The sequence below is a fragment of the Caballeronia sordidicola genome, assembly GCF_002220365.1.
GTDB classification, from domain to species: Bacteria; Pseudomonadota; Gammaproteobacteria; order Burkholderiales; family Burkholderiaceae; genus Caballeronia; species Caballeronia sordidicola_C.
In genome coordinates, this window is sequence record NZ_MTHB01000121.1 from 1 (window position 1) to 14072 (window position 14072).

Here is a 14072-nt window from a genome sequence, read left to right on the forward strand (position 1 = left end):
GCGTTGTCGGCTTGAGCCGTTCAGGCGGCTGGCCACGACGCTCAAGGAGCGTCTGCCGGGCGTCGTGCGCGGCATGCTCGACGGTCGCAGCAATGCCTATGTCGAGGCGATGAATGGCATGCTCCAACAAACCAAGCGGGCCGCGCGCGGATTTCGAACCGTGAAGAACTTCGTGGCCATCGCCTACCTCCGCATGTCCAGGCTAAAACATTTGCCGCAAAACCCTTTGCGTCCCGCCGCCTCGCGTGATCAAGGGATTAAACGCTATCGCGCCAGCCGTCAAGTTCCACTCAAAACGGCATAGAGCCGGCAAGGTCACCACCTTCGAATTTCCCGACTGCGGCCACGCACCGGCCCTCATGGATGACGCGCAGATCTCCGTCATCAAGGACTACCTCTTAACGGATTAATCTAATCTGCGCGGCCGGAAAGCGGCTCCAAGGTCACGCGCGACACCGGTCGGAAAGCCCAACACGAAATCGCCATGACTGAAGACACGATCGGAACCGCAGAAAAGTCGGTCGCGTATATTCGAAAGCGATGCCGTCATTTGCTCAGGTTTCGTCGCCGTCGGCACGCCTGAGGAACTGATCGCTCTGGAACGGCGTTTCAGTGAACTAAGGAGCCGTGGAAACTCAGAAACCCATGGGCCGGTCCGCCGCGCTGAAAGAACCGCGACTGACCGATCGCCTAAGCTATGAAGAATGCAGCATCCTCTTTGCGAATTTCGAAGGGATGGCAACCTAACTAAATCGACTCGTGAATTGATCGTGCTAGGATTTCTTGAGACTCACGATGGAGTCAGCGACGTCCCTCTACGCCATTAACGCAATTCGCGTCGACTACGTTACTGACCACGCGCCGACGTAACCGCAAAGAAGAGTAAGGTAGAAAGAACGGACTTCATGATGATTTCGTCCTGAAATTTGGATTCTTAATCTAAAGAATATGAGTCGACCATCTATCCAACCCAATGGCGAATTCGGTCGTGTAGGCCGCTAGTAATGCTTAGACACTTGATTTCGTGCCTGCCGCCTGTGTCGCACATGACGCCACTGCCCGGTCCGCACAACAGGGCGCTGGCACCACCGGCGACCGCGCTGCATGGCGCCCCGAATATCGGGCGCCCGGTACGTTAAATGCTCAGAGGCTGTCGCGGCGCAGGCATTTCATCGGTGTGCATCGGACCTATCTTATTTCTGAACGCTCCGACGGCTGGGTTGCACCCGCTTCCTTCGGTGTCGATCAGAGCCTTGTCTTCACTACCGCCGAAAACATACACTCGGGCTGATCTGAGAACAGACTAGAAACGCCGCAATTTTCAAGAAGGAATTCAAACGGCTGGGCTTGGGCGGTGGCTAGCTGTACTGAACCTGCCAAGGCGCCGGCATCATTCTGGTGGTGTGGCAGCAAGCAGGGATACTCGGACAGCAATATCGTGAACATCGGCAACGGACATCGTGGTCTTGCGCATCAACTTAAGCCGGGGTATCCGAGCGAGCGATCGACCGATGCTCATCTGCGTGGCACAGCGGCGCCATTCGTGAAAGTCAACGCCGTTGTCCGTTGCGTTTTGCTTTGCGCCGCTGCGCTCATACTCAGTTCTTGCGCTAGCGACACGCATCTCAGCTTTCTCAATCCGCAGGGTCCCGTGGCCTCGATACAGCGTACGCACTTTCTTGAGATGGTGGCGTTGCTGGCGATCTTCGTTGCGTTGCCAATCTTTGTTCTCCTTCCATGGTTCGCCTGGCGCTACCGGTATGGCGCGAAATCCTCACGCTACACGCCTAAATGGGCGTTCTCCAGAACTCTGGAAGTCGCTGCGTGGAGCGGTCCCGCGGTAATCGTGGCGCTATTGGCCGTGCTTGTCTGGCGCAGCACGCACGCGCTCGATCCGTACAAGCCCCTGGCCTCCGAGATGCCGGCACTGCGCGTGCAAGTAATCGGTTACGACTGGAAATGGCTATTCATCTATCCCGACCAGGGTGTGGCCAGCATCGGGGTGCTGCCACTGCCCGCAGGTCAGCCCGTGGCAATGCAGCTAACGTCCGCCACGGTGATGCAGTCGCTCCAGATACCAGCGCTGGGCAGCCAGATTTACGCCATGGGCGGCATGGTCACACAGTTGCACCTGCAGGCGGACAAACCCGGGCGCTTCATGGGCGAAAACACCATGTACAACGGCGACGGCTTTCACCAGCAGCGGTTCACCGCCGTGGCGATGACACCCGACGCGTTTAACGACTGGGTGAAACAAATCCAGGCTCATGGCGTGCCGCTGGATGCAAGCACGCTCAAGCTGATATCGGAACCCACGACCCGCGCACAACTAGCAGCCGCGCTGGGCCAAAGTCAAGCCAGCGATGGCGGCATCTATTTCAACCACGCGACATCCGACGTTTTCTCCAGCGTCGTCAGGGCGACGATGGACGGTACCGTGGCCGATCTTCAGACCATGGGGCATGCCGCAACATCGACAGCGGTGCACGTCGTTGGAAACGCGACCCCACCCTCTGCGGAGCAAAAGCCGTGAACCTTCCCTACGTTTTGGCGCATCCCCTGGGACTGCTGAGCCTGGAATCCCTGCCGTTCTGGCAGATGCTGCAAGATCCCAGCGAATCCAATGTGATCAACGGCATCATCGCCGCGGGAGCCGCCTCGATGGTGGTGATCGGTGCAATCGTCACCTTTGCATTGATTACCCGCTACCGGAAGTGGGGCGTGCTCTGGTCCGACTGGCTGACTAGCCCGGACCACAAGAAGATCGGCATCATGTACGTCGTGCTGGCCTTCGTGATGCTGGCGCGTGCGCTGATCGAGGCGCTGCTGATGCGCACCCAGCAGGCATTCGGCCTCGGCGGCGGCTTTCTCTCACCGGATCATTTCGCACAGCTGTTCAGCACTCACGGCACCATCATGATCTTTTTCATGGCGATGCCGTTTCTCACCGGCATGATCAACTACGTCATGCCGCTGCAGATCGGCGCGCGCGATGTCGCCTTCCCCGTGCTTAATTCGATCAGTCTGGGACTGACCGTCGCCGGCGCCGCACTGGTGATGATTTCGCTTTGCATCGGCACCTTCTCTACCGGGGGCTGGTTCGGATATCCACCCTACACCGAGGCAACCTTCAGCCCCGGCGTGGGCCCGGATTATTGGATCTGGTCGCTTACGCTGGCCTCTCTCGGCTCTACCTTCACTGGCATCAATTTCGCGGTCACCATCTACAAACACCGAGCACCCGGGATGACGTTCATGCGCATGCCACTCTTCACGTGGACCGCGTTGTGCACCAGCATCCTGATGATTTTTGCCATGCCGCCGCTGACGGTTGCCACGGCCCAGCTTGCGCTGGATCGCTATCTTGGGTTTCACTATTTCACCAATGCGCTTGGCGGCAACATGATGCACTTCGCCAATCTGTTCTGGCTATTTGGCCATCCGGAAGTTTATATCCTGATACTGCCGGCGTTCGGCATCTACTCCGAAGTCGTCTCGACATTCTCCGGCAAGGTGCTGTTTGGCTACCGCACGCTGGTGATGGCCACCATGGCCATTGCAATCCTGTCGTTCACTGTCTGGCTGCATCATTTTTTCACAATGGGACAAAGCGCCCATATCAACGCGGTGTTCGGCATTGCCTCGATGCTGATCGGCATTCCTACCGGCGTCAAAATCTACGACTGGATGTTGACGATGTTTCGCGGCCGGATACGCTTTACCGTGCCAATGATCTATTCAATCGGCTTCATGCTGCTTTTCGTGCTAGGAGGCATAAGCGGGATCCTGCTGGCTGACCCGGGCATCGACTACCAAGTGCACAACAGCGTGTTTCTGGTCGCGCATTTCCACAACGTGGCGGTGCCGGGCGTACTGTTCGGGATGATCGCCGCCTACCACTTCTGGTTTCCCAAGGCATTTGGCTTTCGTCTCAACGAGCGCTGGGGGAAAATTTCGGCACTGTGCTGGATAGCCGGATTCATGCTGGCGTTCTTTCCGCTCTACGCACTGGGGCTAATGGGTATGCCCCGTCGTACAGTTGCTTACTCCGAGCCCGCCTACGTGCCGCTGGAAATGGTGGCCTTGCTTGGTGCCGCTCTCATTATCTTGGCCCTCACAGCCCTAATCGTGCAGTTGTGGGTTTCGATCAGGCAGCGGAACGCGAATCGGGTGTTTGCCGGTGATCCGTGGGATGGGCGCAGTCTCGAATGGTCGATCTCTGCGCCACCGCCGGAATACAATTTCGCGATGATTCCGCAAGTCACCGCTCGCGATGCATTCGCTGTTGCCAAGGAAGGCCGCAGCGCCTATCAGCGGCTTGACACCTATGAAGACATCGAGATGCCGAAGAACAGCGCCATGGGTCCGGTCATTGCGGCCATCGGCTTCTCCCTCGCCTTTGGCCTGGTCTGGCATATCTGGTGGATGGTGATCCTGTCTTTCCTGGCCGCCGTGGCCACCATGATCGTGCGCGGATTCGCGCGAGACACCACGCGCATTGTCAGCGCACAGCAGGTGCGCAAGGAACATCACTGCTGGATCGATGCGATAACCTCGGTGACGGCGATATCCCGCGCTGACGAACGCGCCGGCTAACGACGGATTGGCCCAACACGAAATCGACGGGGTTGTGCCATGAGCCGCAAAGCCGCCAAGTACCCGGGCTTGAACCTGAGTTCCGCGCACGGCAAAGATCACGAAGCCGCCGAAAGCTTGATGTTCGGCTTTTGGGTATTTCTCATGAGCGACGCCATCCTGTTCGGCATGGTGTTCGCGACCTATGTGACCTCGGTGCATGCCACTGCCGGTGGCCCAGGGCCCTTCCAGCTTTACGACATCAAGAGCATCTTCGTCGAGACATTTTTGCTTCTGGCCAGCAGCTTCACCTTCGGGATGGCATCGCTGGCGCTCAAGTACAAGCACAGTACGCCGCGGCTGATAGGATGGCTAGCGGCGACCCTGATACTGGGCGTTGCCTTCCTGTGTTTCGAACTGCATGACTTCAGTACCATGTTCGCCAAGGGCGGCGTACCCAGTCGCAGCGGTTTTCTGTCCGCCTTCTTCGACCTGGTGCCCTTGCACGGCCTGCACGTCGCTGGCGGCTGCATCTGGCTGATCTGTCTGGTGGGCCAAATTGCCCGCTACGGTCTTGATACCAAGGCGAAGCTCGGCATCATGCGGCTCGCGCTGTTCTGGCATTTCCTGGACATTGTCTGGATCGCGATTTTCTCCGTGGTTTATCTGGCGGGGCTCACATGAGCGAACAACGAAACGTCGCAGTGGATGGCATAGACCCAATGCAGGAGGAACGCTGGGAGTTCCGATCTTACGTCTGGGGCGCGGGCATCGCGTTGTTGCTCACCGTGGTGCCGTTTGCGCTGGTGCACTGGGGTGGCTTACCGCGCTTGCCGATTCTGATCGTTATTGGCGTATTTGCGCTGGTGCAGATCCTCGTGCACTTCCGCTGCTTCCTGCACATCAGCTTTGCGCACAAGCGCGAGGATCTGCCGCTAATCCTGTTCTCGGCGCTGCTATTGACGATTATGGTGGCCGGCACGGTCTGGATCATGGCCAGCTTGGCACTGCGTATGGCGATGCCAGCCTCTTGACACTCGGTAGCGCTTTTTTGCCTACATTAGCCGCCTGTCGCAAATCCTGGGTTAAAGGTTGAGCACAGGATGTCAGCTACCGCCTCGGTTAAGCGTCGGACCACAGAGGTTGAGCGCCGTGTTGACGATAGCAAGGTGGGTCAAAGCTTGCGGAAAATTGCCGGCAAGGTGTTTGCCCGCGACGTTGTATTCCTCGGACAACAATCCAAGGTCATTACTGACAGCAAGTACGCGTTCAAATTGCGCCCGTGCCTCATCGGTGCGACCTTGTAGGATCAGGCAGTCGGCCATCCAGCATGAGCATGCGAGAAACACGCCCTCGCTCGGGCCGTCCTGGCGCGCCTTGGTTCGGCGAATGAGACCCCCTTCTGAGAGTTCACGCTGGATCGTCGCGATTGTCGACGCCATGCGCGGATCGTCAGCCGGCAGAAAGCCCACGAGAGGCAGCAGGAGCAGGCTTGCGTCGATTTCCTGGCCTCCATAGTGCTGTGTGAAGCTGCCCAAGCCTTCATTCCAGCCTTCGTGGCAAACCTGTTCGTGCACCATCGGTCGCAATGCTATAACGCGTTCAAGCACGCGCTGATCCGCGGTACCTGCGCTACCGAGCGCTTCATGATGGCGAATGAAACGATCGAACGCGACCCAGGCCATTACCTTCGAATACGTGTACTGTCGCGGATCGGCGCGGGACTCCCAGACTCCGGATCCTTTGCTGTCCCACATTGCCACGAGGTGTTCGACGATCTTTAGCGCGATCGCCGCCTCCTGTGTCGAAGCAGGCACGCCGCCCCGGCGAGCGAGGTCGAGGCAATCGAGAACTTCTCCGAAGACATCAATCTGATGCTGTGTCGACGCGGCGTTGCCAACACGCACCGGCTGGCAATATCGGTATCCCGGCAACGAATCGACGATCCACTCATTAAGATGGCGCGCGCCGTCAACGCGATACATGATCCTGATTCGTTCGGGCGAGCCAGCAATGGCGCGCAGTAACCAATCTCTCCAAGCCTGCGCTTCGACACGAAACCCTGCATTGATTAGTGCACCTAGCGTAAAACTCGCATCGCGAAGCCAACAGTATCGGTAGTCCCAGTTCATCTCGCCGCCCGGGGCCTCGGGCAACGAGGTCGTGGGCGCCGCGATCAACCCGCCGCTCGGTTGATGGATCAATGCCTTGAGCGTCAGCAATGAGCGCCTCACCTCGCTCGGCCAGTCAGTCTTTGAATTGTCAAAATGAGTGATCCAGTTGCGCCAGAACCCCTGAGTCGACACTAACGCGGCTTCAGCATCGATGGCCGCCGGGGGCGGCTGGTGAGACGGCCCGTAGCTCATTACGAACGCTAACCGGCTTCCTTGCGTAACAAGAAATTCGGTTTCCGTGGCATGAGACTTAACGTCGAGTGGCATCGGTGCGCGCAGGACCACCAAATCGGGCCCGACTTTCGCGACCACACTGTTGCCGTCTGCTGTCGACCAGGGTGGCAATGCACCATAGTCGAACCGCAGGCATAGGGTCGATCGCATTTTCACGCTGCCTCGCAAGCCGACGACTATCCGCACGACCGATGAGAACGTTGTTCGCATCGGCATGAAGTCGACGACCCGGACCGCGCCTTCCTCCGTCGCAAAATCGGTTTCCACGACAAGGGTATCTTCCTGGTAGCGACGGCTTTGATGGATCACTTGGGCAACGGGGGCCATCGACCAATGACCGTTTTCATTTGTGCCTAGCAGCGCGGCAAAGCAGGCGTCGTCATCAAATCGCGGCCAGCACAGCCAGTCGATGGAGCCATCCCGGCTCACCAACGCAGCGGTTTCACCGTCGCCCAACAGGGCGTAATCCTCGATCGGTTTGCTCATTCGGGTGTCTTCCGGGACCGTGATTGCGTTGGCTCAGACTTTGTATTTCTTCGCTAACCAGTGGACACCGGTGATCACACCCAACGCAGCGGCAGTCCAAAAGACAGTTCGGTGCCGATCAGTGAACATCTCCCAACTGTGTGCTTTCGATTCGATGTCAAAGCGACCATGCGCGCCATAGTCGCCCCGCACCGGTTCGAACAAGTTGTCCGGTGCGTCCGCCGCGAGCGGCTCCTCCGTCAGTTGACCCGTATAACCGGTCGAAGCCAGATATTTATCAATGAGACCCTGAGCGATGCGGTTAGCCAGAATAGCCTTTACAGTGGGAAAGCCAACCCAAATCTCGCGGCGCTTGTGCGTGGCAGCAAAGTAGATGGCGCGCGCCGGCAGTTCGGGCTCGAAGATGGGTGCAACCGGCTTGGCTTTCACGCCCATCTTGTTCCTCGCCCAGTCGAATTGAGGCGTGTTCACCGCCGGCAAATCGACCATCGTCAGGTGGACGTTCAGCTTGTCATGGATAAGCTCAGAACGCAGCGCGTCAGTGAAACCGCGAATCGCAAATTTGGCGCCGCAGTAAATGGACTGCAGTGGAACCGATCGATAGCCAAGCGCCGAGCCCACATTAACGATAGTTCCACGGTTTCGACTGCGCATGCGCGACAGCGCCGACATGGTTCCGTGCACTTGGCCAAGGTAGGTCACCTTGGTGCCGCGTTCGAACTCTGGTGCGGTGAGTTTGGAAACCGGCGCAAATACCGTCGCCATCGCGACATTAACCCATACGTCGATCGGTCCCAATCCCTCCTCGACTCGAGTCGCGGCAGCCTCGACTGCATCAGCATCGGCGACGTCGGTGGGAATCGCAACTGTACGGACGCCGTACCGCGATTCGAGATCCGAAGCCGCGTGCGCCAGTCGGTCAGGGTCCCGTGCCAGCAAGGCTACGTCATACCCCCGCCGAGCAAACTCTTCGACCGTTGCGCGACCGACACCTGCGCTAGCCCCCGTCACTACCACCACTTTTGACATTGTTTTTTTCTCACTGAATGGTCACATGAAAACGCGGGCTCGACTGGAAGCGACGGCGGTTCATAGGGACGAAATATAAAGAGCACCATGCTCTTAAAGCGCAAAATTTGTACCGCGGTTGCTGGACGACACCCTGCATTACTAAACACCAACAGGACCGCTTCTTGCCTAAATGACCTGGACATCCAGACGCAAGCGTATTCAACGCTTGCTGGTCCAATCCGTAATCGATGATCGATGACACCAGTGATCGGGAAAGGAAAAACATGAGTCACTACGACGTCGTCGTGATAGGAAGCGGACCAGGCGGGGCTTCTCTCGCGCACAAACTTGCCTCAACGGGCAAAAGCATTCTGCTACTCGAACGCGGCGACTACTTAAAGCGTGAGCCGGCCAACTGGGATTCGAAGGCCGTGTTCGTCGAGGGCATGTATCAGACCAGCGAAACTTGGTACGGCGGTGACGGCAGCAAGTTCCACCCAGGTCTTCATTACTATGTGGGCGGCAATTCCAAGGTGTACGGCGCGGCGCTCTTCAGGCTTCGGGAGCGCGACTTCGACGAACTGCAGCACAAGGACGGCGTGTCGCCCGCATGGCCGCTCAAGTACGCGGACTTCGAGCCCTATTACGCCGAGGCCGAGCGTCTGTTTCATGTACACGGGCAACGCGGCGAAGATCCGTACGAGCCGCATGCGAGTACCCCTTTCCCGCATCCGGCGGTGTCCCATGAGCCGCGCATCCAGGCCCTTAACGATTCCTTGATCAAAGCGGGATTGCATCCTTTTCATTTGCCCCTGGGAATCCTGCTAGACGAGAAAGACGGCCAGGTGAAGCCCACTAGCCGCTGCATCCGGTGCGACGCCTTCGACGGATTCCCCTGCTTGCTCAACGGCAAGGCCGACGCGCAGGTCATGTGCGTGGATCCTGCGCTCGCGGCGTATCCGAACCTTACATTGATGACGAATGCCTACGTTTCCCGGCTTGAAACCGACGAATCAGGCAACACCGTGACGGGTGTGCATGTGAAGCGCGCGGGGATGGAGGAGCGCTATACGGGCGATATTGTCGTGGTTGCTTGCGGCGCGTTGTCGTCGGCTCTTCTGCTGTTGCGCTCGGGCACTGACAAACATCCTAAGGGTCTGGCTAATGGGTCCGACCAGGTCGGCCGCAACTACATGCGGCATAACCAGTCCATCCTGATGGCACTGATGCGTGAACCTAACGATACGATCTTCCAGAAGACTCTCGCGATCAGCGATTTCTATTTCGGTGCGGACGATTGGGACTATCCGCTCGGCCTGATCCAGATGTGCGCGACTTCCCACGCCGATCAGATCCGGGGCGAAGCCGTCCCTTCATGGCTCGAATGGCTTCCGGAGATGCCCTTCGAAACCATGGCACGGCATTCGATGGACTTCTGGCTATCGACGGAAGATCTGCCTCGCCCCGAAAATCGCATTCGATACGATGGCGAACGCGTCGTGCTGGAGATCGAGGAAGGCAATATGGAAGCGCATCACCGGCTCAGAAAGAAGCTCGAGGGCCTGCTTGCCGACGCTGGCGCCCACGCTACGATGATGGACCGTAAGCTCTATCTGGGTAAGGACATACCGATTGGGGGCACCGCTCATCAGGCAGGCACCGTACGCTTCGGTGTCGACCCGGCTACCTCCGTGCTCGACGTGAATTGCAAGGCACATGAACTCGACAATCTGTACGTGACCGACGCCAGCTTCTTTCCGTCGATCGGTGCAGTCAACCCGACCCTGACAATCATTGCCAATGCGCTGCGGGTCGCGGACAAGATCGGCGAACGCTTGGGCGTGATGCCGGTGGCCGCATGATGCTCACCGCGAGGGATTGAAGATGAATTTCTTCGACATGGTCGCTATCCCTTTGATCGCGCGCGTGTGCCTGGTCGTGATGTTTCCCTTCAGTGCGCTCGACAAGATCGCCCACTGGAAGGAAGCGATGCAACAAGCGACCTCCTCCTTCCTGCCCGGCGGCGCCGTGTTACTCGTGATCGCCATTTTTGTGGAGTTCGTCACGCCCGTTTGCATCGTCATTGGTTGGCACGATCGTCTCGCCGCATTCGTCCTTGCGGGTTTCTGCGCAGTCACGGCACTCCTGTATCACCCGTTCTGGAGATATCCGCATTTCTGGGCCAAAGCGGGCGACGGTCGAAGCCACTTCTGGGACTTTCTAAAGAATTTCGGCCTGGTGGGAGGCCTGCTTCTGATTACAGTCGGCGGGACGCCGATGAGTGCGTCCGCTGTACTCAAACATCCACTTTCGTCTGCACCGTACGGAAGTGTGTCGTCGATGGGCTCTCCCGCCTCTTCCAGCAATCAGTAAAGCGACGGAAAATCATCCAGCCAAGGAGCGCATTCATGGCCGCCTCAGTTTCAAACGCAACGACGCAATCGCCCGCGAAAGAAGGTGAAGCCCCCAGGGTGGGCTATTGGCATTTGTGGACAGACAATCTGGGGGTCAGTCATCAAGTCCGCTGTGAACTGGACCGGTTTGAACTGAAGGGCGTCGGCAATGCTGCTCCCCAATGGAACGACAACCAGGACCGGTCTGAGGCCACGGTGGTGGTCACAGTCCAGCCAGTCGGTTGGGTCGGTGACTGGCACGAGAACCCGGCGCCTCAGTGGATCATCCCGATATCGGGTCGGTGGTGGGTAGAGTCCATGGACGGCACGCGCATCGAAATGGGTCCGGGCGATCTCTCGCTGGGAGAGGACCAGGGCAGCATCGCCGATGGCGCGGGGCGCATAGGTCATCGTTCAGGCACGATTGGCGATCAGCCTGCGGTGCTCATGACGATCCAGTTGCACGTGGCTCCGGTGCATTTGCCGGGACACTTTCGCTAGCGAGCATTACATGGGCACGCATTCGGATGTCGAAATCATTGACCCACGCTTCAAGGCGATGGTCCTTCCCAATGCGCCGCTCGAATTACTCGGCGGCGGCTTTCGCTGGCTTGAAGGGCCAGTTTGGTTTGCCGACCAGGATTGCCTGCTGTTCAGCGACCTGCCGAATGACCGGATCATGCGATGGACGCAAAACGGCGGCATCAGCGTGTTCCGGCAGCCGTCGGGCTTTGCCAACGGGCATACGCGCGACCGTCAGGGCCGGCTGATCGGGTGCTCGCACGGCGAGCGGTGTATTACGCGTACCGAACTCGACGGGCGTGTGCTGATACTGGCGGATCGCTTTGAAGGCAAGCGCTTGAACTCGCCCAACGATGTGATTGTCAAGAGCGATGACACCATCTGGTTCTCAGACCCACCCTATGGCATTCAGACAGACTATGAAGGAGGCAAGCAGGTGGCGGAGCGTCCCGCATGCGTATATAGGCTCGTGCCGAGCAGCGGCGAACTCAGTGTCGTTTCTGACCAGTTCGTGGGTCCCAACGGTCTGTGCTTCTCACCGGACGAGACGCGCCTTTATGTCTGTGAAAGTGGTCTGCAGTTCGATCCGAGCCCGATCCAGAACATTGCCGTGATGGATGTCGACGCAGAGGGCATCGTGTGTTCCAAGCCGAGCGTATTCCACAAGATCGATCCTGGGTTCGCCGATGGCATTCGCTGTGATGAAGATGGCAATGTATGGTCGAGCGCGGCGGATGGCGTGCACTGCATCGCGCCATCCGGTGAACTACTGGGCAAGATTCACGTGCCGTTCACCGTTTCAAACTTGACGTTTGGCGGGCGTAATCGAAGCCGCTTGTTTATCTGCGCCTCACATTCCCTGTTTGCTATCTACACCAATCAGCGGGGAGCGCAGCGTCCGTGAAGCCCGCGCCCATCACCCGGATTATCCGAATCAGCCGCAACGTCGTTGAGCTTGACCGTAGTACTGCGTTCTATCAGGACCGGCTCGGCTTCCAGGCCACTGGTCCAGCGTTCATCATGGATCGAGCGCTCGCGGACGAACTTGGGTTCGGCGCGCGTGATATCAACGTGCAACGCTTGCGGCTTGGCGAGGAGGAAGTCGAGCTTGTCGAAGCTGGGCCGAACGCACGCCCTTATCCCTCGCCAAACACCTCAGCAGATCTTGTGTTTCAACATCTGGCAGTACGTTGCATGGATATCGACACCGCGTTCAAGCGGCTTTATCGTGAAGACAGCGCCTCGGCGTGTCCGACGGCAATTTCACGCGGTTCGGATGGCGGTCCGGCGCCGATTCGTCTGCCCGACGGCAGCGGCGGCGTCACGGCATTCAAGTTTCGTGACCCGGATGGTCACCCGCTCGAATTGCTGCAGCCTGCTGGCGATGAAAATGCGCGATCAACTGTGCGCGCGGGCGTCGACCATACCGCCATATCCGTATCCAGTGCCCCGTCGAGCATCGCATTTTATGCGGACTCGCTGGGACTGACCACGAGCGCTTATCAAACCAATTCTGGAAGCGAGCAGGGACTGCTGGATGCACTCGAAGGCCCGATAGTCGATGTCGTCTCTCTCCAAACAACAGGTAAGTTGTCACCTCATCTTGAGTTGCTGGGATACCGCAGGCCCCTTTCGCTTGCACCCCATACGCAAGCCGAAGCCACAGATATCATCAGCGACAGAATCGTCATCGGCTGCAGGGATGTGAGCGGGCTCGCGATGAACCTCGGCATGGCGTCGCGGCTCATCCGGTCGGCGACCGGGGAACTAGCTCTCCTGTTTCGAGATCCCGATGGTCACTATCTGTTGGCTAGCGAATGAACGGTGGGACACCGATACTAGCGCATACAGCCGACACAATAGCGACTCAGAACTGCCGGCGGGACATCTTGGTCCCCTTAGAGAACGCGGGTATCGGATCTTTCGCCGTCTATCCCCAGGCACAGCCAAAATACGTCCACGTCGAGCATTCGCGAGAGACGCCGGTACGCCGAACGCGTTGGAGCAGTAATACCAGCACGCCAATAAGTCACTTCTTCTACTGCCACTCCGACTCGCTTGGCAGCCTGACTTGAAGAGATATTGTTTCGCTTCAGACAATGGTCCAGTCGAGCCCCGAACGTCCGACGCCCGGCGCGATGCGCCAAGCTCTCCTCGAACAATAAATCTGCGCTGATATGTAGAACCATTTTCTGTTTCCTCCAATGCGTCTACGACGCATTGCGCCGCAATATCTATTACCGCCAAGCACCATCCCAACTCGCGCTGCGACACTAGCAATGCTAGTCGCCAGACCTTAACCCGCACTTAATCTCGCAGGTACGAGAAGCTGACGTTAAAGCACTTTGCTAGTAAGCGGCTCGGCCCGACCGTTTCGCCATGCTGACTTTTCCAAAGCATGATGAGGGCGTTCAGATCAACGGAGCCAGTCAGCCATGTCGAACGCAGGGGGCGCAGCCCATCCCCGTCGCACGTACGCGCGAAAATTCAAGCAGCAGGTGATCAGAGAGACGTTGGTGCCTGGCATGTCGGTGTCGATTGTTGCGCGCCGGCACGACATCAACGCCAATGTAGTGTTCGGATGGCGCAAGCAATATCGTGAAGGCAAGCTCGTCGTCCCTGCACTCGACGTTGCGCCGAGCATGCCATGCACGGAACTGCTGAGCGTCGACGTGAT

14 protein-coding genes are annotated in these 14072 nt (G+C 58.3%); 11 read left to right on the forward strand and 3 right to left on the reverse strand.

The features are described from left to right. The 5 genes from BSU04_RS19595 to BSU04_RS19615 form a co-directional block, all read left to right on the forward strand. On the forward strand, positions 1-304 hold a 304-nt coding region (locus BSU04_RS19595), incomplete at its 5' end, for a transposase (protein WP_144021079.1). A gap of 1134 nt (positions 305-1438) precedes the next feature. Then, entirely contained in the window at positions 1439-2533 is a 1095-nt protein-coding gene (locus BSU04_RS19600) for a cytochrome ubiquinol oxidase subunit II (protein ID WP_144021283.1), read from the forward strand. Between the two features lie 65 nt (positions 2534-2598). After that, positions 2599-4596, forward strand: coding sequence for a cbb3-type cytochrome c oxidase subunit I (locus tag BSU04_RS19605; RefSeq protein ID WP_089162200.1), 1998 nt, complete (start codon positions 2599-2601; stop codon positions 4594-4596). 39 nt (positions 4597-4635) lie between these two features. After that, a complete protein-coding gene (locus tag BSU04_RS19610; protein ID WP_089162192.1) occupies positions 4636-5259 on the forward strand; it encodes a cytochrome c oxidase subunit 3 in 624 nt (207 codons plus the stop codon). Further along, positions 5256-5609, forward strand: a complete 354-nt coding sequence (locus BSU04_RS19615) for a cytochrome o ubiquinol oxidase subunit IV (RefSeq protein WP_218827320.1) — start codon at positions 5256-5258, stop codon at positions 5607-5609. Before BSU04_RS19610 ends, BSU04_RS19615 begins: the two co-directional genes overlap by 4 nt. Positions 5610-5681: 72 nt before the next feature. Here BSU04_RS19615 and BSU04_RS19620 read toward each other — a convergent pair whose 3' ends face one another. Continuing rightward, positions 5682-7469, reverse strand: a complete 1788-nt coding sequence (locus BSU04_RS19620) for a glycoside hydrolase family 15 protein (RefSeq protein WP_089162193.1) — start codon at positions 7467-7469, stop codon at positions 5682-5684. A gap of 33 nt (positions 7470-7502) precedes the next feature. Then, a complete protein-coding gene (locus tag BSU04_RS19625; protein WP_089162194.1) occupies positions 7503-8498 on the reverse strand; it encodes an SDR family oxidoreductase in 996 nt (331 codons plus the stop codon). 266 nt (positions 8499-8764) lie between these two features. Between BSU04_RS19625 and BSU04_RS19630 the strand changes: the two genes are divergently transcribed. From BSU04_RS19630 to BSU04_RS19650, 5 genes are read left to right on the forward strand one after another with little or no spacing between them, the layout of a single operon-like run. Further along, positions 8765-10342, forward strand: a complete 1578-nt coding sequence (locus tag BSU04_RS19630) for a GMC oxidoreductase (protein ID WP_089162195.1) — start codon at positions 8765-8767, stop codon at positions 10340-10342. Between the two features lie 22 nt (positions 10343-10364). Further along, on the forward strand, positions 10365-10853 hold the full coding sequence (locus BSU04_RS19635) for a DoxX family protein (RefSeq protein WP_089162196.1): 489 nt from the start codon (positions 10365-10367) through the stop codon (positions 10851-10853). 35 nt (positions 10854-10888) lie between these two features. Further along, on the forward strand, positions 10889-11374 hold the full coding sequence (locus BSU04_RS19640) for a cupin (RefSeq protein ID WP_089162197.1): 486 nt from the start codon (positions 10889-10891) through the stop codon (positions 11372-11374). A 10-nt stretch (positions 11375-11384) separates the two neighbouring features. Continuing rightward, a complete protein-coding gene (locus BSU04_RS19645; RefSeq protein ID WP_089162198.1) occupies positions 11385-12299 on the forward strand; it encodes an SMP-30/gluconolactonase/LRE family protein in 915 nt (304 codons plus the stop codon). Further along, positions 12296-13216, forward strand: coding sequence for a VOC family protein (locus BSU04_RS19650; protein ID WP_089162199.1), 921 nt, complete (start codon positions 12296-12298; stop codon positions 13214-13216). The genes BSU04_RS19645 and BSU04_RS19650 overlap by 4 nt, the downstream gene beginning before the upstream one ends. A gap of 77 nt (positions 13217-13293) precedes the next feature. On the opposite strand, the gene BSU04_RS48820 is transcribed toward BSU04_RS19650, so the two are convergent. Continuing rightward, entirely contained in the window at positions 13294-13584 is a 291-nt protein-coding gene (locus tag BSU04_RS48820) for a helix-turn-helix domain-containing protein (RefSeq protein ID WP_144021285.1), read from the reverse strand. 246 nt (positions 13585-13830) lie between these two features. Between BSU04_RS48820 and BSU04_RS48825 the strand changes: the two genes are divergently transcribed. Then, on the forward strand, positions 13831-14072 hold a 242-nt coding region (locus BSU04_RS48825), incomplete at its 3' end, for a transposase (protein ID WP_144021286.1).